The 18,484-nt window shown below is 65.9% G+C and carries 19 protein-coding genes; 13 read left to right on the forward strand and 6 right to left on the reverse strand.

Translation table 11 applies throughout. The features are described from left to right. Positions 1-11: 11 nt before the first annotated feature. Positions 12-1,007 carry an aldo/keto reductase gene (locus L7H23_RS00295; RefSeq protein WP_237837381.1) on the reverse strand — a complete coding sequence of 332 codons (996 nt, stop codon included), beginning with the start codon at positions 1,005-1,007 and terminating at the stop codon, positions 12-14. Beyond that, positions 1,004-2,257, reverse strand: a complete 1,254-nt coding sequence (locus L7H23_RS00300; RefSeq protein ID WP_237837382.1) for a cation:dicarboxylase symporter family transporter — start codon at positions 2,255-2,257, stop codon at positions 1,004-1,006. The genes L7H23_RS00295 and L7H23_RS00300 overlap by 4 nt, the downstream gene beginning before the upstream one ends. A 119-nt stretch (positions 2,258-2,376) precedes the next feature. Here L7H23_RS00300 and glmM point away from each other — a divergent pair, with 119 nt between their 5' ends. The 7 genes from glmM to folP all read left to right on the forward strand — a co-directional run bounded on the left by glmM (position 2,377) and on the right by folP (position 9,192). Beyond that, positions 2,377-3,717, forward strand: a complete 1,341-nt coding sequence (glmM, locus tag L7H23_RS00305) for a phosphoglucosamine mutase (protein ID WP_237837383.1) — start codon at positions 2,377-2,379, stop codon at positions 3,715-3,717. Positions 3,718-3,719: 2 nt separating this feature from the next. Continuing rightward, positions 3,720-3,944: a DUF1272 domain-containing protein gene (locus tag L7H23_RS00310; RefSeq protein ID WP_237837384.1), complete on the forward strand. Its 225-nt coding sequence runs from the start codon at positions 3,720-3,722 to the stop codon at positions 3,942-3,944. Then, on the forward strand, positions 3,941-5,083 hold the full coding sequence (gene thiD, locus L7H23_RS00315; protein ID WP_237837385.1) for a bifunctional hydroxymethylpyrimidine kinase/phosphomethylpyrimidine kinase: 1,143 nt from the start codon (positions 3,941-3,943) through the stop codon (positions 5,081-5,083). The genes L7H23_RS00310 and thiD overlap by 4 nt, the downstream gene beginning before the upstream one ends. Further along, positions 5,080-5,634, forward strand: a complete 555-nt coding sequence (locus tag L7H23_RS00320) for a ribonuclease HII (protein WP_237839294.1) — start codon at positions 5,080-5,082, stop codon at positions 5,632-5,634. The genes thiD and L7H23_RS00320 overlap by 4 nt, the downstream gene beginning before the upstream one ends. A gap of 15 nt (positions 5,635-5,649) precedes the next feature. Continuing rightward, entirely contained in the window at positions 5,650-6,546 is an 897-nt protein-coding gene (locus L7H23_RS00325; protein ID WP_237837386.1) for an oxidoreductase, read from the forward strand. Between the two features lie 376 nt (positions 6,547-6,922). Beyond that, positions 6,923-8,062 (forward strand): site-specific DNA-methyltransferase, encoded by a 1,140-nt coding sequence (locus L7H23_RS00330; protein WP_275671215.1) that lies wholly within the window; start codon positions 6,923-6,925, stop codon positions 8,060-8,062. Beyond that, positions 8,062-9,192 (forward strand): dihydropteroate synthase, encoded by a 1,131-nt coding sequence (gene folP / locus L7H23_RS00335; RefSeq protein WP_237837387.1) that lies wholly within the window; start codon positions 8,062-8,064, stop codon positions 9,190-9,192. The genes L7H23_RS00330 and folP overlap by 1 nt, the downstream gene beginning before the upstream one ends. Here the strand turns inward: folP and L7H23_RS00340 are convergent. Further along, the gene (locus tag L7H23_RS00340; RefSeq protein WP_237837388.1) at positions 9,189-10,622 is read right to left on the reverse strand and encodes a sigma-54 dependent transcriptional regulator; all 1,434 of its coding nucleotides are present in this window, start codon (positions 10,620-10,622) and stop codon (positions 9,189-9,191) included. The two genes, folP and L7H23_RS00340, sit on opposite strands and share 4 nt — an antisense overlap. A 234-nt stretch (positions 10,623-10,856) precedes the next feature. Here L7H23_RS00340 and L7H23_RS00345 point away from each other — a divergent pair, with 234 nt between their 5' ends. The 6 genes from L7H23_RS00345 to L7H23_RS00370 all read left to right on the forward strand — a co-directional run bounded on the left by L7H23_RS00345 (position 10,857) and on the right by L7H23_RS00370 (position 16,347). After that, entirely contained in the window at positions 10,857-10,976 is a 120-nt protein-coding gene (locus L7H23_RS00345) for an aa3-type cytochrome c oxidase subunit IV (protein WP_237837389.1), read from the forward strand. Positions 10,977-10,989: 13 nt separating this feature from the next. Further along, positions 10,990-12,111 carry an NAD(P) transhydrogenase subunit alpha gene (locus L7H23_RS00350; RefSeq protein ID WP_237837390.1) on the forward strand — a complete coding sequence of 374 codons (1,122 nt, stop codon included), beginning with the start codon at positions 10,990-10,992 and terminating at the stop codon, positions 12,109-12,111. Positions 12,112-12,228: 117 nt separating this feature from the next. Next, positions 12,229-12,840: a fasciclin domain-containing protein gene (locus tag L7H23_RS00355; protein WP_237837391.1), complete on the forward strand. Its 612-nt coding sequence runs from the start codon at positions 12,229-12,231 to the stop codon at positions 12,838-12,840. Between the two features lie 145 nt (positions 12,841-12,985). Further along, entirely contained in the window at positions 12,986-13,267 is a 282-nt protein-coding gene (locus L7H23_RS00360; RefSeq protein ID WP_237837392.1) for a proton-translocating transhydrogenase family protein, read from the forward strand. Position 13,268: 1 nt separating this feature from the next. Continuing rightward, positions 13,269-14,753 carry an NAD(P)(+) transhydrogenase (Re/Si-specific) subunit beta gene (locus L7H23_RS00365; protein ID WP_237837393.1) on the forward strand — a complete coding sequence of 495 codons (1,485 nt, stop codon included), beginning with the start codon at positions 13,269-13,271 and terminating at the stop codon, positions 14,751-14,753. 25 nt (positions 14,754-14,778) lie between these two features. Then, positions 14,779-16,347 carry an FAD-binding oxidoreductase gene (locus L7H23_RS00370; protein ID WP_237837394.1) on the forward strand — a complete coding sequence of 523 codons (1,569 nt, stop codon included), beginning with the start codon at positions 14,779-14,781 and terminating at the stop codon, positions 16,345-16,347. Positions 16,348-16,593: 246 nt separating this feature from the next. Here the strand turns inward: L7H23_RS00370 and L7H23_RS00375 are convergent, their stop codons facing one another. The 3 genes from L7H23_RS00375 to L7H23_RS00385 are packed head-to-tail and all read right to left on the reverse strand — an operon-like array spanning position 16,594 to position 18,361. After that, positions 16,594-16,896, reverse strand: a complete 303-nt coding sequence (locus tag L7H23_RS00375) for a hypothetical protein (protein WP_237837395.1) — start codon at positions 16,894-16,896, stop codon at positions 16,594-16,596. After that, positions 16,896-17,957, reverse strand: coding sequence for a hypothetical protein (locus L7H23_RS00380; protein WP_237837396.1), 1,062 nt, complete (start codon positions 17,955-17,957; stop codon positions 16,896-16,898). Before L7H23_RS00380 ends, L7H23_RS00375 begins: the two co-directional genes overlap by 1 nt. After that, positions 17,954-18,361 (reverse strand): DUF4383 domain-containing protein, encoded by a 408-nt coding sequence (locus L7H23_RS00385; protein ID WP_237837397.1) that lies wholly within the window; start codon positions 18,359-18,361, stop codon positions 17,954-17,956. The genes L7H23_RS00380 and L7H23_RS00385 overlap by 4 nt, the downstream gene beginning before the upstream one ends. Between the last annotated feature and the right edge of the window lie 123 nt (positions 18,362-18,484).

Raw genomic sequence — 18,484 nt, forward strand, 5'->3', positions numbered from 1 at the left:
GGGAAGCTGACTTACAACCGCACCATCCGCATGCCCATTTCTCCATAGCGCGGTCCGCTGGTGCCGCCCATCGGGGCGGCGGCGTCGATAACCGCAAGGTCGTCGGTGGTCAGCGTCACGTCGGCCGCTCCGACGCTGTCCTCCATCGTCACGCGACGTTTGGTGCCGGGGATCGGGACGATATCGTCGCCTTGCGCGAGCAGCCATGCGAGCGCGACTTGTGCGTTCGAGACGCCGTGCTTTGCCGCGACCCCGGCGATGGCATCGACGATCGCGAGGTTGGCGGGGAGGTTCTCCTCCGAATAGCGCGGGTCGTTGCGGCGCCAGTCATTCTCGGGCAGCTCGTCGCGGCTGCGGATCGTGCCGGCGAGGAAGCCGCGCCCCAGCGGCGAATAGGGGATAAACCCGATGCCGTTCTCGCGGCACGCGGTCAGGATTTCTTCCTCCACATCGCGTTCCCAGATCGAATATTCGCTCTGCAGCGCGGTGATCGGCGCGGCTTTCGCGGCGCGGCGGATCGTTTCGGGGCCGGCTTCGGAGAGTGCGATGTGGCGGACCTTGCCCTCCTTCACCAGCTCCATCATTCCGCCGACGGTTTCCTCGATCGGCACCGACGGGTCGACGCGGTGCTGATAGAAAAGGTCGATCGTGTCGATGCCGAGCCGCTGGAGCGAGCCTTCGCACGAACGGCGGGCATTTTCGGGCGAACCATCGACGCCGACGATCTGGTTGCCGTCGAACTTGAAGCCGAATTTGGTCGCGATGACGAGGCCGTCGCGTTTGCCCCTGATCGCCTCGCCGACGAGTTCCTCGTTGGTGAACGGGCCATAGATTTGCGCGGTGTCGAAAAAGGTGACGCCAAGGTCGATCGCGCGGTGGATCGTCCGGGTGGACTCATCGAGATCGGCGGCTTCGCCATAGAGGATGTTGCCGCCCTTGATCATCGGCATGCAGCCGATGCCGATCGCGGACACTTCGAGGCCGTGGCCGAGCTTGCGATATTTCATGGCGTCTCTCCTGCAGGGGGTGCGTTGTCCTCTATACCATCGGCGGCGTATTTCGTCGCGGCGACATCGCCGACGACATTGCCGAGGGTGCGGAAGATATCGGGGAAGGTCTCGACCGCGACGAGCAGGCCGAGCGGTGCGACCGGCACGCCCATCGACACCGCGATCGGGGCGATCGAGGTCACGAAGCTGATCGAACCGGGCAGGCTGACCGACGAGAGCGCGGCGGCGAGCGCGACGGCAAGGCCGATCGCCATCTCCCACGGCGTGAGTTCGATGTTGAACAGCCAGGCGACATAGACGACGACCGCAAGGTTCATCGCTGGGCTGGTGAAGCGGAAGAGCGCGACCGCGAGCGGCAGGACGATATCGGCCTTTTTCGGGTCGACGCCGAGATCGGCCGAGGCGCGGAGCATCGCGGGCAGGCTGGCGAGCGAGCTTTGCGTGCTAAGCGCAACCGCGAAGGTCGGCACCATCGCGCGGACGAAGCGCGGCAGCGGGACGCCGACGACGAAGGTCGCAAGGAGCAGCCCGAGGATGATCGTGCAGACCCCGATCGCCGAGAGCATCAGCACATAGTGGAGAAGGCCGCCGAACGCCGCGACGCCCGCCTTGACCGCAAGCGCATAGCCGAGGGCGAAGACCCCGATCGGCGCGAGCGCGAGCACCCAGCCGATCACGACGAGCATCGCGTCGCCCAGCGCCTTGAAGAAGCCCGATAGCGTCGCGCGCTCGGCTGTGCCGATCCGGCCGATCGCGAACGCGAAAATGGTGGTGAAGACGATCAGCGGCAGGATCGAGGTGTTGGCCGCGGCCGAAATCGGGTTGGTCGGGATCAGGCCGAGGATGAAATCGGCGAAGCTTGGCGACGGAACGGTCTCGGTCGGGCCGCCAAGCCCGTGGCGCAGTCCCTCGGCCGCGGCGGCGGACATCGGAAAGGCACTGAGCAGCATGGGGAGCACGAGCAACGTCATCAGCCCGGCGAGAATGTTCGCGCCGATGAAGATCGCGACGGCGCGCCCGGCGAGCTTGCCGGCGCGCGCCGCGTCGGCGGTCGCGGTGATGCCCGTGATCAGCAACGCAACGATCAGCGGAATGATCGTCATCTTGAGCGCGTTGAGCCAGAGGATGCCGACGGTCTCGATATAGGGGAGCGAGGCCGTTCCCCAGTCGACCGAGACCATCTCGACCCCGATCCCGAGCAGCATGCCGACGACGAGCGCCGAAAGGATGATCCATGCCGATTTCAAGTTCAAATCCCCTCGAAGGAATATGGCCCAGCTTGCCAAGCAAAAATGGGTGACCTAGGGCCGTCCGATGTGCGGGGTGGGCTCTTGTCCTGCCCCCCGGATTAGGTAGCAGAGGGCATATGCGCAAGTTTTTCGGAACCGACGGGATTCGCGGGCTGACCAACAAGGCTCCGATGACCGCGGAGACGGCGATGCGGGTCGGCATGGCGGCGGGGGCGCATTTCCTGCGCGGCGATCACAAGCACCGTGTCGTCATCGGCAAGGACACGCGATTGTCAGGCTATATGCTTGAAAACGCACTCGTCGCCGGATTCACCAGCGTCGGGATGGACGTCGTGCAGGTCGGGCCGATGCCGACCCCCGCGGTCGCGATGCTGACGCGCTCGATGCGCGCCGACCTCGGCGTCATGATCTCGGCGAGCCACAATCCGTTTCTCGACAATGGCATCAAGCTGTTCGGTCCCGACGGGTACAAGCTGTCCGACGAGGACGAGCTGCAGATCGAAAGCCTGCTCGACCAGGCGCCGCGGCTTGCCGAGCCCGCGCTGATCGGCCGCGCCAAGCGTATCGAGGATGCGCGCGGCCGCTATATCCACGCGGTGAAGCAGAGCCTGCCCGAGTCCGTTCGCCTCGACGGCCTCAAGATCGTGCTCGATTGCGCCAATGGTGCTGCGTACAACAGCGCGCCGACGGTGTTCTGGGAGCTGGGCGCCGACGTCGTCGCGGTCGGGGTCACCCCGAACGGCACCAATATCAACGACAAATGCGGATCGACCGCGCCCGCGCTGTTGCAGGAAACCGTCGTCGCGAGCGGCGCCGACATCGGCATTGCGCTCGACGGCGACGCCGACCGGCTGATCGTAGTCGATGAAAAGGGCGCGATCGTCGACGGCGACCAGATCATGGGGCTGATTGGTGCGAGCTGGGCGCGGCAGGGCCTGCTGAAAGGCGGCGGCGTCGTCGCGACGGTGATGTCGAACCTGGGGCTCGAACGCTTCCTCGAAGGCGAGGGGTTGCGACTCGAACGCACCAAGGTCGGCGACCGTTATGTTCTCGAACGGATGAAGAGCGGCGGCTTCAATGTCGGCGGCGAACAGTCGGGGCACATGATCCTGTCGGACCATGCGACGACCGGCGACGGCACGCTCGCGGCGCTGCAGGTGCTTGCCGAGCTGGTGACCGCGGGGAAGCCGGCGAGCGAATTGCTGCACCAGTTCGATCCGGTGCCGCAGCTTTTGAAGAATGTCCGTTTCGCGGGCGGCAAGCCGCTCGAAAACGCAAATGTCCAGGCCGCGATCGCCGAGGGCGAAGCCGCGCTCGCCGGGCGCGGGCGCCTGGTCATCCGCGCGTCGGGCACCGAACCCGTGATCCGCGTCATGGCCGAGGGCGATGATGCCGGACAGGTAAACCAGATTGTCGACATGATCTGCGACGCAGTGCGCGTCGCGGCAGGAGAATAGATATGCTTGAGATGCGTCCCGATTGCGAAAAATGCGGCCGCGATCTGCCCGCGGACATCCACGGCGCCTTCATCTGCTCGTTCGAGTGCACCTTCTGCGCCGATTGCGCCGACAAGCTCGACGAGCGCTGCCCGAATTGCGGCGGCGACCTGCTCGACCGGCCGCTGCGCGAAGGCGCGGCGCTGCATAAATTCCCCGCGTCGACGGAGCGAAAGTTCAAGCGTTGATTGCACGCGTCCTGATTATCGCCGGCTCCGACAGCGGGGGCGGTGCGGGTATCCAGGCCGACATCAAGGCGGTGACGATGCTCGGCGGCCATGCGATGACCGCAATTACGGCGATCACGGCGCAGAACACGACGGGGGTGCAGGGCGTTCACCCGATCCCGACCGACATGGTGATCGCCCAGATCGACAGCGTCGTTGCCGATATCGGCGTCGATGCGGTGAAGATCGGGATGATCGGCAGCGCGGAAACCGCTGCGGCGGTCGCCGAGCGGCTGACGCAGCCCGACCTTGCGCAGGCGGCGGTGGTGTTCGACCCGGTAATGGTCGCGACGAGCGGGTCGGTCCTTGCCGATGACGCGACGATCGCGGCGTTCAAGGCGCTGCTCGATCGCGCGATGGTCGCGACCCCGAACCTGCCCGAACTCGAGGCGCTGGGCGGCGAAGAGGCGGTGCTCGCGCACGGCTGTTCGTTGCTCGTAAAGGGCGGTCATGCCGAGGGCGAGACGGTGATCGACCGCCTGTACGAAACGGGCGAGGGCGAAGTCGCGCGCTGGGAAGCACCCCGGATCGACACGACGAGCACCCACGGCACCGGCTGCACGCTCGCGAGCGCGATCGCGACGGGGCTGGCGCAGGGCATGCCGCTCGAACCCGCGGCGGCGCGCGCGCGCGATTTCGTGCGGCTGGCGCTGCTCGATGCACCGGGACTGGGCAGCGGGCACGGCCCGATGGGGCAGCAGATGGTGCGCAACGACGGGCTGTTCACCGGCCCGGCGCTCAACCAGATCACGCTGCCCGCGAACGATTATGCGGTGTCGGTGGCCTTCTACAAGCAGCTCGGCCTGACGCAGATCGTCGACAGCCCCGACAACGGCTATGCGCGCTTCGAGGCAGCGAACGGCGTGACGCTGTCGATCCATGTTGGCGACGGGACGGCGGGCGGCGCGACGACCTATCTGGAGAGCGGCGCGCTCGACGCGTGGGTCGCCTATCTTGCGCGGCGCGGGGTGCAGTTCGAACAAATGCCGAAGGACGAGGGGTGGGGCTGGCGCGAGGCGCGGCTTGCCGATCCCGCGGGCAATCGCCTGTGTCTCTATCAGGCTGGCGAGTATCGAAGGTATCCGCCGTGGCGTATCTGACCGTCGGGGTCGACGAAGCCGGTCGCGGACCGCTCGCGGGGCCGGTGGTCGCCGCAGCCGTGCTGCTGTGCGAGGGCGGCATCGCCGGGCTCGATGACAGCAAGAAATTGACGGCGAAGCGTCGCGGCGAGCTGGAGATCGAGATCAAGGCACGCTGCCGCTGGGGCGTCGGCGAGGCGAGTGTCGCCGAGATCGACAGCATCAACATCCTGCAGGCGACCTTCCTCGCGATGACACGCGCGGTCGAGGCGCTGGGTTTCGATCCGCACGAGGTGCTGGTCGATGGCAACCGCCTGCCCAAATGGCGCTACACGGCGCGCGCGATCGTCGGCGGCGATGCGCTGCATCCGTGCATCTCGGCGGCGAGCATTCTTGCGAAGGAGCATCGCGACCGATTCATGGTCGGCGCGGCGCGCGATTATCCCGGCTTTGGCTGGGAGACGAATATGGGCTATGGGACGGCCCGACATCTCGCGGCGCTGCGCAAGCATGGACCGACGCCGCATCACCGCACCAGCTTCGCACCCGTCGCGCAGCTGGCACTGATCTGACGACAGGAGAAGGCGATGCGCAGCGGATTCACGGCCGATGACGTTGCGCAGCAGACCGGACGACGCTTCCTCGTCACCGGCGCCAACGCGGGGCTGGGCTTCGAAACGGCGAAGGTGCTGGCGGCACGCGGGGCGCATGTCGTGCTGGCCTGCCGCGACGAAAGCCGCGCCGAAGCGGCGGCAAACCGCATCCGCGTCGACGTGCCGAATGCCGAGCTGTCGTTCCAGTCGCTCGACCTTGCCGATATCGATCAGGTGCGCGAGGCCGCGAAGGCGGTGATCGAGGGGCCGCGGATCGATGTGCTGATCAACAATGCCGGTGTCATGATTCCGCCGAAGACGCTGACCAAGCAAGGATATGAGCTGCAGTTCGGGGTCAATCATCTGGGGACCTTCGCCTTTACCGGCCTGATCCATCCGCATGTCGACGACCGCATCGTCGTCACCGCCAGCATCGCGCACAAGAGCGGGACGATGGACTACAGCGATCTGGATGCCAGCCGCAGCTATCACAACTGGGCGCGCTACCAGACGAGCAAGCTGGCGAACCTGCTCTTCATGTACGAACTCGACCGGCAGTTGAGCGCGGCGGGCCGCGCGACGCAGGCGATCGGCTGTCATCCGGGCGTCGCGCTCACCGAACTGACGCGGCACCTGCCGCTGCCGTTCCGGACGATGACCCCGCTGGCGGCGCCTTTCTTCAACAGCGCGGCGCAGGGCGCCTGGCCGACCCTGCAGGCGGCGACCGGCGCGAACGTGCAGGGCGGCGACTATCTGGGGCCGCAGGGGCTGGGCGAGATATCGGGGAAGTCGGGTCCGGCGCGCTCGACGATGGCGGCACGCGATCCGAAGGCGGCGCGCGAGCTGTGGAAGCGTTCGATCGACCTGACCGGGGTCGATCCGGGGCTGTAATCCTTCTCCCGCTGGCGGGAGAAGGATACGAAGCCTTGCGCCGAAGGCGCTAGGTGAAGTTGGATGAGGGTGGGGCGTCGCCGCTCGCCTGAAAGATTGTCACCCTCACCCAGCTGCGACTAGCGAGCAAGCTCGCAAGTCTCCGCATCCCTCTCCCGCAGGCGGGAGAGGAAAAAAATTCGCAAGTGAGTCCTGCGGGCCACACCACCAGTGGTTGAGTCCCCGATTCGCCACAGACTCCATATGTCGTGGCAGACTCGTTTCGTTCTCGTCGCGTTAACCATTATGACACCGGGAATCCCTAGAATCCGTGGCTTGACGGCGGACTCCGCCGGACTCATCAGGGGCTTCTTTCGGATTTGGACAGGGGCGAAACATGGGTGTGATGGAACGGGTCAAGGCGCCCGCGGCGAAGCAGCGTGCGCCCAAGGCGGCGCCGGCGGACCTGCCGCTCGACAGCATCCTGCAGGGCGATTGCGTCGAAATGATGCGCTCGCTGCCCGCCGCGTCGGTCGACATGATCTTCGCCGATCCGCCGTACAACCTCCAGCTCGGCGGCGACCTGCATCGCCCCGATGGCAGCCAGGTCGACGCGGTCAACGACGAATGGGACAAGTTCGACAGCCTCGCGACCTATGACCGCTTCACCCATGCATGGCTCAAGGAAGCGAAGCGCATCCTGAAGCCGGGCGGCAGCATCTGGGTGATCGGCAGCTATCACAATATCTTCCGCGTCGGCACCGCGCTGCAGGACAATGGCTACTGGATCCTCAACGACATCGTGTGGCGCAAGGCGAACCCGATGCCCAATTTCAAGGGCACGCGCTTCACCAACGCGCACGAGACGCTGATCTGGGCGTCGATGGGCGAGAAGGCGAAATACACGTTCAACTATCGCGCGATGAAGACACTGAACGACGAGCTTCAGATGCGCAGTGACTGGCTGATCCCGATCTGCGGCGGTCAGGAGCGGCTTAAGAAGGGCGGGACCAAGGTTCACCCGACGCAGAAGCCCGAGGCCCTGCTCTATCGCATCCTGCTCGCCTGCTCGAACCCCGGCGACGTCGTGCTCGATCCCTTCTTCGGGACCGGGACGACGGGCGCGGTCGCGAAACGGCTCGGCCGCCATTTCATCGGCATCGAACGCGAGGACGACTATATCGAAGCCGCGCTGGAGCGCATCGAGATGGCGCTGCCGCTCGACGAAAGCGCGGTAAAGACGATGATGGCGCCGCAGGCCGCGACGCGCGTCGCCTTCGGTACGCTGGTCGAGGGCGGACTGATCGCGCCGGGAACGGTGCTGACCGACAGCAAGCGCCGCTGGAAGGCGAAGGTGCGCGTCGACGGCAGCCTCGAATGCGAGGGCCAGCCCGCGGGCTCGATCCACAAGGTCGGCGCGGGCGTACAGGGCGCGCCGAGCTGCAACGGCTGGACCTTCTGGCACGTCGACACCGGCAAGGAATTGCGCGTGATCGACGCGGTGCGACAGGACTGGCTGCTGGCGAACGAGGCCTGATGTTCCAGCCGCTGACCAGGTCTGATCTCGGCAAGACGTGGGAGGACGCCCGCGTCTATTGCCGCCCGGCGTGCTTCGTCGACCGGCCGCATGAACTCGACGACGACTGCCTGCGCATCGCCGACACGATGGTCTGGTTCGCGGCCTGGCACGTCAGCCTGCGCGATAACGACAGCATCAAATCGGCGATCGTACCGGTTCCCGAACTGGACAGCTGGATTGCGGCGATGCCCGACGGGCTTGCCGAGGCGGCGAAGGCGCAGCGGGCGGCTGTGGCGCGGCCGCGCGGCAGCTTGCAGCTCGGCGAGCGTATCGTGCGGCTGAACGAGCCGCAGCTGATGGGCATCCTCAACGTCACGCCCGACAGTTTTTCGGACGGCGGCAAGCATGTCGACAGGGCAGCCGCCAGCGAGGCCGGTTTCGCGCTCGCGTCGGCGGGCGCGGCGATCGTCGATGTCGGCGGGGAATCGACGCGTCCCGGCGCACCGCTCGTCTGGGAAGGCGACGAGATCGACCGGATCGAAAGCGTCGTGTCTTCGCTCGCACGCGGCGGCGTCGCGGTGTCGATCGACACGCGCAAGGCGGGCGTCATGGAGGCCGCGCTCGCAGCGGGCGCGACGATCGTCAACGACATCTCGGCGCTTCGTTATGACGAGCGCGCGATGGAGGTCGTGGTCCGCGCGGGCTGCCCGGTCGTCCTGATGCATGCGCCGTCGGCGAAGAGCGATCCGCACGAGGGCGGCGGCTATGTGCATCCGCTGTTCGACGTTTATGACATGCTCGCAGAGCGGATCGCGGCATGCACGGCGGCGGGAATCGATCCTGCGAAGATCATCGTCGATCCGGGCCTCGGTTTCGGCAAGGGCGTTGCCGACAATCTGGCGCTGATCAATGGCCTCGCGCTGTTCCACACGCTCGGCTGCCCGATCCTGTTCGGCGCGAGCCGCAAGCGGATGATCGGCGCACTCGACAATGAAGCGCCCGCCGACCAGCGACTGGGCGGCAGCGTCGCGCTGCATTATCAGGCGGCGACGCAAGGCGCGCAATTGCTGCGCGTGCATGACATTGCGGAGAACCGGCAGGCGCTGCGGGTGTGGCGCGGCCTTCGGGACGCCGCGCTGACGGCTTAAGCGGCCGTATCGATCCCGAGATCGCTCAATTTGCGGTAGAGCGTCGAACGGCCGATGCCGAGGCGGCGGGCGACTTCGCTCATGCGGCCGCGGTAGTGGCCGATCGCGAGGCGGATGACGTCGGCCTCGATTTCCTCGAGCGGACGCAGATTGCCGTCGGGCAGATAGAGCGTGACGCCGATCGCCTCGCCATTGATCGCGACATCGTCGCTGCCGCCGGGCGTGCCGCCGCCGAGCGCGGCCTCGATCGCTTTGAAGTCGGCGCTGGTGAGCACGTCGGTCTTGCTCGCGGTCGCAGCGCGGAACAGCACGTCCTGCAGCTGGCGGACATTGCCCGGCCACGCGTAAGCCGCAAGCAGGCGCAGCGCATCGTCGGTGACGCCGATCGGGCCCATGCCCGGCAGGCCGCCGATGCGCGCGAGCAAATGGCGCGCGAGCGGGCCGACGTCGCCGCGGCGTTCGGACAGCGAGGGCAGGGTGAATTGCGCGGTCGAGAGCGCGTAATAGAGATCCTCGCGGAAATGGCCGGCCTCGATCAGCTTGTCGAGCGGGCTGGCGCTGGTCGCGATGATGCGGACGTCGACGCTCTGGCGGATCGAACCGCCGATCATCTGGACTTCGCCCGAATTCAGGAATTCGACGAGCTTGGCCTGCGTCTCGAGCGGGATGCATTCGACATGGTCGATGATGATGCTGCCGCCGTCGGCCTGGACAAGACGACCGACCTGACGGTCGAAGGCGCCGGGAAAGGCGCCGCGTTCGTGACCGAAGAGGCCCGAGCCGATCAGCCCCGGCGATACCGCCGAGCAGTCGACCATGACGAGCTGGCCGCGGGCACGCGGGCTGGCGCTGTGGATCGCGCGGGCGAAGACTTCCTTGCCGGTGCCGGGCTTGCCGTTGATCATCACCGGCACGCGCGCGCGCGCGGCCTTCGCGGCGATGGCGAGCGCGCTGCGGAAATTGGGGCTCGACCCGATGATTTCCTCGAACGCCAGCGGCGCACGGAGCTTCTCGGTGAGCGGGCGGAGCTCGCCCTGCGGGCCGCCCTGCGAGACGATGCGGTCGAGGGCTTCGAGCAGGCGGTCCGGGGCGATCGGTTTCTGGACGAAATCGCTCGCGCCGGCGCGCATCGCGGCGACCGCGACCTCGACCCCGTTGCGCATCGTGATGACGATCAGCGGCAGTGCGGGGCGCCAGCGGCGCAGTTCGGCGACGAACTCGGCGATGTCCATCCCGGGCGTACCCTGATCGACGAGCACCGCGTCGAGCGCCATGCCTTCCTGCGTGCCAAGCTTGGCAAGCGCGGTATCGGTATCGGCTGCGACGACGCTGCGCCAGCCGCCACGCGACACCAGCGCCGACAAAAAGCGCTGCTGTGCCGGCTCGCTGTCGACGATCATCACTGTTCGCGTGTCGCGCGCGTTCGCCATCTTCCCGATTCTGCCCCTCTGGCGGCGCTCTGGTCGCCGTGTTCCGCGGTATCGGATGGATGTACCGATAAGGGGTAAAGGGGCGATTAAGGCCATTCCACTTTTGCGGCTCCCCGCGCCGCTTTTGACCAAAGCGGCACTTGAGCATGGCGCAAGGCGTGTCTAAGACCTCCCCGAAGCCCGATTCTGGGCGCGCGGGCGCGCGCTTCGGGGCACAGGCAAAGGGGACAGGTCATGGCGGAACAGGAAATGAAGGCAGCGAACGAAACCTATGCAGGTTTCATCAGCCTCTTCAAGGTCGGTACGATCATCACCGTGATCGTAGCGGCCATCGTCGTCCTTCTGATCTCCTGACCGGCCCTCCGGCATGCGCATCGCCGTCCTGAAGGAGCTCGCCGCTGGCGAGACCCGCGTCGCCGCGACCCCGGAAACCGTGAAGAAATTCATCGGGCTGGGCGCCGAAGTTGCCATTGAATCGGGGGCAGGGGAATCGGCTTCGATCGCCGACGCCGACTATGCCGCTGCGGGGGCGAGTGTCGCCAGCCGCGCCGATGTGCTGAAGGGTGCGAACATCATCCTCGGCATCCAGGGCCCCGATCCCAAGAGCCTGAAGGGCTTTGCCGACGGCGCCTGGCTGGCCGCCGGGCTCAACCCGTTCGGCGAACGCGCGCGTGTCGACGACTATGCGAAGCTGGGACTCGAGGCGCTGGCAATGGAATTCATGCCGCGCATCACGCGCGCGCAGTCGATGGACATCCTGTCGAGCCAGGCGAATCTCGCGGGCTACAAGGCGGTGCTGATGGCGGCGAACGCCTATGGCCGCGCTTTCCCGATGATGATGACCGCCGCGGGCACCGTCAGCGCCGCCAAGGCGTTCGTGATGGGCGTCGGCGTCGCGGGGCTGCAGGCGATCGCGACGGCCCGCCGTCTCGGCGCGCAGGTCAGCGCGACCGACGTGCGTGCCGCGACCAAGGAACAGATCATGTCGCTCGGCGCCAAGCCGATCTTCGTCGAGAGTGTCGCTGGGATCGAGGGCGAAGGCGCGGGCGGCTATGCCACCGAAATGTCCGAGGAATATCAGAAGGCGCAGGCCGAGCTGGTATCGGGGCATATCGCCAAGCAGGATATCGTCATCACCACCGCGCTGATCCCGGGACGCCCCGCGCCGCGGCTCATTTCGGACGCACAGCTCGCGACGATGCGCAGCGGCAGCGTGATCGTCGACATGGCGGCCGAAAGCGGCGGCAATGTCGAGGGTTCGGTTTCGGGCGAAGCGAAGCGGATTCACGGCGTCACTGTGATCGGCGCGAAGAATATCGCCGCGCTGATGCCCGCCGACACGAGCGCGCTGTTCAGCCGTAACCTGTTCAACTTCCTGTCCGCCTTCTGGGACAAGGAAGCGGGCAAGCCGGTGCTCGACGAGGAAATCGGCAATGCCGTGCGCCTGACTCAGGGCGGCAAGGTCGTGAACGAGCGGCTGCTGGGCTGAGCCCGGCCGCCGCTGTCTTTCTTCTGAAACTTTCGCGTCGCAGGGCGCGTTCCGAAGCGGGTGCCCCGCGGGTTCGATGAGTCCGCGGCAATGCCATTCGCCCACGGAGAATCGATCATGAAGAAAATGCTGCTCACCACCGCGCTTGTCGCGGGCCTCGCGCTCGCCGGCTGCAACAAGGCTCCCGAGCCGCCGAAGACCGAAACCGGCGCGACATCGACGGGGGATGTCATCACCGCGAGCAGCAATCCGCAGGTTGGTGGCGCCGACATGCTGCCGACAAAGACCATCGTCGAAAACGCCTCTGCCTCGCCGATTCACAAGCAGCTCGTCGCCGCAATCCGGCAGGCCGATCTGGTCGCGACGCTGTCGGGTACCGGTCCCTTCACCGTCTTTGCCCCCACCGACGAGGCCTTCGCACAGGTTCCGGCGGTCACACGCGACGGCTGGATGCGTCCGGCGCAGAAAGAGGTGCTGGCCGGCGTCCTCAAATATCATGTCGTTCCGGGCAAGCTCACCGCAGCCGACCTCGAGGCGAAGATCGCCGAGGGCAAGGGCGCCGCTGTGCTCAAGACGGCCGACGGGCAGGATTTGACCGTCACGAAGAGCGGCGGCGATATCCTGCTGACCAGCGCGAGCGGCAACAAGGCGGTCGTGACGCAGGCCGACGTCAACCAGTCGAACGGCGTGATCCATGTCGTCGATGCGGTGCTGCTCCCCAAAATGTGAGGGCGTACGCAATATAGTTTCGCGAAGGGCGTGGATTTCCGGCGTTTCGGATGTCCGCGCCCTTTTCCCTTGCAGCTTTGGAGTCGACACGCCCCCTTGCGCACGGCAAGAGGTGCGCCAAGCGGAATCAGCAGGGGAGCCGACCGTGGACTTTATCTCGATTTTCTCGATTTTCCTTCTGGCCTGTTTCGTCGGCTATTTCGTCGTCTGGTCGGTGACCCCGGCGCTGCACACGCCGCTGATGAGCGTCACCAACGCGATTTCGTCGGTCATCATCGTCGGCGCGCTGATCGCCAGCGCCGCGGCGGGTTCGGCCACCTCGAAATGGCTCGGGCTCGCGGCCGTCGTCATGGCCAGCATCAATATCTTCGGCGGCTTTGCCGTGACGTCGCGCATGCTCGCGATGTACAAGAAGAAGGAGCGCTGAGATGGATATCCAGGCCATTCTCTCCGCCGCCACCGGCGGCGAAGGCGCGGTAAATCCCTTCGCTGCGGTCGCCTATCTGGTGTCCGGCATCCTCTTCATCCTTGCCCTGCGCGGCCTGTCGAGCCCGGCGACGGCGCAAAGCGGCAACCGCTTCGGCATGATCGGCATGACGATCGCGGTCGTCACCACGCTGCTGACCCATGCGCCCATGGGCGCCGACGGCGTGCTCGACACGGTCAGTCTTGTCGAGATTCTCGTCGCGATCGGGATCGGTGCCGTGATCGGCATCGTGATGGCGCGCAGGATCGCCATGACCGCGATGCCGCAGCTTGTCGCGGCCTTTCACAGCCTCGTCGGCCTCGCCGCGGTTGCCGTGGCGGCGGCTGCCTATCTCAACCCCGGCGCTTTCGGGATTGCCGACGCTGCGGGGCAGATTCACGTGGTCAGCCGCGTCGAAATGGGTCTGGGGATCGCGATCGGTGCGATCACCTTCTCGGGCTCAGTCATCGCTTTCCTGAAGCTCAACGGCAACATGTCGGGCTCGCCGATCATGCTGCCCGGGCGGCACATCATCAATCTCGGCACGCTCGCGGCGATCATCGGCCTGACCGCCTATTTTACCCAGGACCAGTCGCCGTGGGTGTTCTGGACGATCACGGGCCTCAGCTTCGCGATCGGCTTCCTGCTGATCATCCCGATCGGCGGTGCCGACATGCCGGTTGTCGTGTCGATGCTGAACAGCTATTCGGGCTGGGCGGCGGCGGCGATGGGCTTCACGCTGCACAACACCGCGATGATCATCACCGGCGCGCTCGTCGGCTCGTCGGGTGCGATCCTGTCGTACATCATGTGCCGCGCCATGAACCGCAGCTTCATCAGCGTGATCGCGGGCGGGTTCGGCGCCGATGCCGAAGCGGGTGCCGGCGGCGGCGCCAAGGAACAGCGGCCGTGGAAACCCGGCAGCGCCGACGACGCGGCGTTCCTGATGAGCCAGGCCGAGAATGTCATCATCGTCCCCGGCTATGGCATGGCGGTCGCACAGGCGCAGCACGCGCTGCGCGAAATGGCCGACCAGCTGAAGAAGGAAGGCGTGAACGTCAAATATGCGATCCATCCGGTCGCGGGCCGTATGCCTGGTCATATGAACGTGCTGCTCGCCGAGGCGAACGTTCCCTATGACGAGGTGTTCGAGCTGGAAGACATCAACGGCGAATTTTCGCAGGCCGACGTCGCGTTCGTCATCGGCGCGAACGACGTGACCAACCCTGCGGCGAAGACCGACAAGAGTTCGCCGATTTATGGCATGCCGATTCTCGACGTCGCCAACGCCAAGACCGTGCTGTTCGTGAAGCGTTCGATGGGCGGGGTCGGCTATGCCGGCGTCGACAACGACGTCTTCTATATGGACAATACGATGATGCTGCTCGGCGATGCGAAGAAGATGGCCGACGACATCGTCAAGGCGCTGAGCGGCAGCGGGCACTAACGGTCCCGGCAGGAACGCGCGGCCCGTGGTCAAAAAGCGTTGGGTGGTCGGCGGCGTCGCAGCCGCTTCGGTGACCGGCGGCGTGATCTGGGCCGCGCCGCTTGCCGCCGATCCGGAGGGCGACAAGGACTGCGGGCCGGTATCGGCCACGATCTACCGCGGCGGCGCGGACGCCGTGCCGACCACGAAGGCGCCCGAATGGACGCAGGCGGGCGGCACGATCAACGACGAAAGCTGCCTCAACCGCACCGCGATCCGCGGGATCGTCGCGCCGACGGACGAGGCCGGGCTGGCCGACGCACTGGACTATGCACGCGCGAACAGGCTGCCGGTAACGCCTGCGGGCGCGAAACACAGCATGGGCGGGCAGGCGTTCGCCAGGGGCGGTGTCGTCATCGACATGCGGCGGATGAATGCGATCCGGCTCGACCGCGCGGCGCGGACGATCACCGTCGGCGCGGGCGCGCGCTGGCACGATATCCAGAACAGGATTCATCCCGAATTCGCCGTCAAGGCGATGCAGTCGACCGACGTCTTCACCGTCGGCGGCTCGATCGCGGTCAATGCGCATGGCATGGATCACCGTGCGGGTGCGCTGATGGGGTCGATCCGCTCGCTGCGCGTCATGCTGGCCGACGGCCGCGTCGTCACCGCGTCGCGCGAAGAGAATCCGGAGCTGTTCCGCCATGTCGTGGGCGGATACGGGCTGTTCGGGATCGTCACCGAAGCGACGCTCGACGTCGTTCCGAACGACATCTACCGTTCGGCGCGGGCGGTGATTGCGACGAAGGATTTCCCGAAGACCTTCGCCGCGCTGGAGGCCGATCCTGATGTCGGGCTGACCTATACGCACCTGTCGACCGCACCGGGCAATCTGCTCGATGAGGCACTCGTCTACAGCTATTCAAAGGTACCCGACGAAAGCGGGATGGAGCGCGCGCCGCTGGCGGAGGTCGGATCGGTGAAGCTCCGCCGTCTGACGGTCAACATGTCGAAGCGCGCGAACTGGCTCAAATCGCTGAAATGGTGGAGCGAGAAGAATATCGAGCATCGCATCGAAAGCTGCACCGTGACGCGAGCGCAGGCGATGCAGGACGGTGAGGCGTGCCTGGTATCGCGCAACGATCCGATGCATGACTCGGTACCCTATCTGTACAACAACCTCCGCGACGAAACCGACATATTGCACGAATATTTCGTGCCGCGCGCCGCGTTGCTGCCGTTCGTCGAGGACATGCGGGGGGTGTTCAAACGGCACAAGACGAACCTTCTCAACGCGTCGATCCGGGCGGTCGAGAAGGAGGATAATGCGCTGAGCTATGCGCCCGAGCGGGCGTTTTCGGTCGTGCTCTACATCAACCAGCCGACCGATGCGGCGGGCAATGCCGAAATGGAAAGCCTGACGCGCGAACTGATCGACCTGACCGCGAAGCACGGCGGGCGATTTTTCCTGCCGTACCAGCTTCATTATAGCGGCGCGCAGCTTCGCCGTTCCTATCCCGAGTTCGGCGCTTTCGTTGCCGAAAAAAGGAAATGGGATCCCGAGGGACTGTTCCGCAACAGCTGGTACGACCGCTACGCGCCTAAGGCCTAGGGTCAGGACCCATTAATTCCGCGTTCGAGGTTTGGGGCGATTTTGCTCAGGGCGAGGAGGAGAGGTGAAGGAATATGAATATATTTCAAACCTTTCCGACGAAGCCATGGGCAAAATCGGGCAAATCCCGAAGGGACGCCGAAATGGCTTCGATCTCGGGCCCGCGCGGTCTTGCGGGTAGCGAGGCTACCCGCTGCACCCGCCCAGGCCCGATATCTTCGCCATTTCGACGCCTCGAACGTGGAATTAATGGGTCCTGACCCTGGCGAGCGGGAAGCAGGCGGCGGCGATCCGCCCCTCGATCACGAGCGGAGCGCCCTTGCGGTAGAGTCGCCAGACGAAGCCATGGCCATTGCCTGCGACCGCGATCACGGCATTTTTGCGCACTGCGACGACGCGCCCGCCCGCGTCGGCGATCGTCGTCAGCGCGCGGCCGGTGTTGCCGACGACGGCGACCTGCCGCCCCGCCGGTCCGACGAACGGCATGGCGAGCATGATCGCTGTCCATGCGAGCAGGGCGATGATCGCGCCGGACAGCGTCCGCTTCATCAATAGTCGTAGATATGTTCGAGCGTCGCCCCCTCGGCGGGGAGCGCGGCGAGCGTGGCGGACAGGGCGGGAACCTTCACCATATAGCCGCGCCGCTCCCATCCCGGCCGATCGCCGAGCTTCATCGACAGGAGCGGCTTGCCCGCCGGGGTCGAAGCCGGGGCAAGGATAGTGATGAAGATATCGTCGTTGCCGGCGATCTCGCGGAACGCGATACCTGCTGCGGCGATCTTCTGTGCAAGGTCGGTGAATTGCGCATAGCGCGGCGCATCGACGACGGTGCCGTTCGCGCCGCTCGACAGGATTTTCAGGCGCGGGTCGATGGCGGCGACCTGCGCCGGGGTGGCCGCAAGAACAAGGCGCATGCGCACCTCGTCGGCGCCCAGCGTCGTACCGCTCGCCCAGCCGATGAGCTTCGCATAGCCCGTCTTGACGCCATATTCGAGGCTGAGTGCAACGCGTCGCTCTATGCCGCGCACGCCGCCGAAGTCGCTGCTCCAGAGGCCGGTGAACGCCTGTCCGAAGGGGAAGCGATACCAGGGGGTTTCGTGCATGAAGGCGCCATAGCGCTGCTGCACGCCGGCGGCGTAGCGATCCTCGGGGCTCCTGTAGCCGCCGATCGCCTCGAACAGGCGGCCGATGGTATTTTCCCATGCGGCCTTCACGCCCATTTCGGCGCTGAAGCTGATCCCGATCGTATAGAGCATGATCTTCGCATCACCCGCGTCGCCCGGATCCGCCGCCTGATTGAGCGCGCAATAGCTCGACCAGAAGCTGCCGATGTCGCGGAAATAGCGATAGCCGCTCGGTGGCTTGTCCCGAAGATGGCGGCCAAGGCTCTCGGCCGAATAGACGATGTGCCATTCGGGATAGGTGAGCAAGGTGCGCGCCTCCGGCCGCCGGTCGGCCTTGCTGGCGAGCAGCGGCTTGTAGCCTGCTGCCGTCGGCGCCGAAGGGCTGCAGCCGAGTTCGATATACAGGATCGGGCAGAGGATCAGCGCGAACGTCAGCAGCGTCAGCGCATAGCGCTTTTTGAACCGCCGCTTCTTCTTGTCGGTCACGCGGGCTTCCGCGCCATCGCATAGCCGACATAGGCCGCCCAGCCGCCGAGGATCAGGTGCGGCAGGTTGGCAAAGAAGCGCGTCGTCAGCGGCAGGTCGATCGGGCCGTAAAGGAAGATGCCGCCATCAAGGTAACCCATGCCGGTGAAGAGCCCGAGGACGCCGTCGAGGAAATAGAGCGGGCCGAAGACCCGGAAATATTGCTCGGCGGCGCGGCGCGAATGCCAGGCCGCGATCCCGCCCCACAGGCCGGAGGCGAGGTGGAGCGCATCGTCATAGAGGTCGAGCTTGAACAGGCCGAAGAGATTGCCGTCGGCATCCTCGAATGCGGGAATATATCCGACGACCACGACCAGCACGAGTATGCCGAAATAGATCCAGCCCCACCTGCGTATCGGATCCATCGGCCACTCTCCCTGTTCCCGCGGGCACGTCGCCCGCTCCCGGACACAGATGAACGATATTCGGCGCTTATGGTCAAGCAGTGCCTCGACCGCGCTCCCTCTTGCCGGTAAGGCCGATGAAAA

It is taken from the genome of Sphingopyxis sp. BSN-002, from assembly GCF_022024275.1.
Taxonomy (GTDB): domain Bacteria; phylum Pseudomonadota; class Alphaproteobacteria; order Sphingomonadales; family Sphingomonadaceae; genus Sphingopyxis.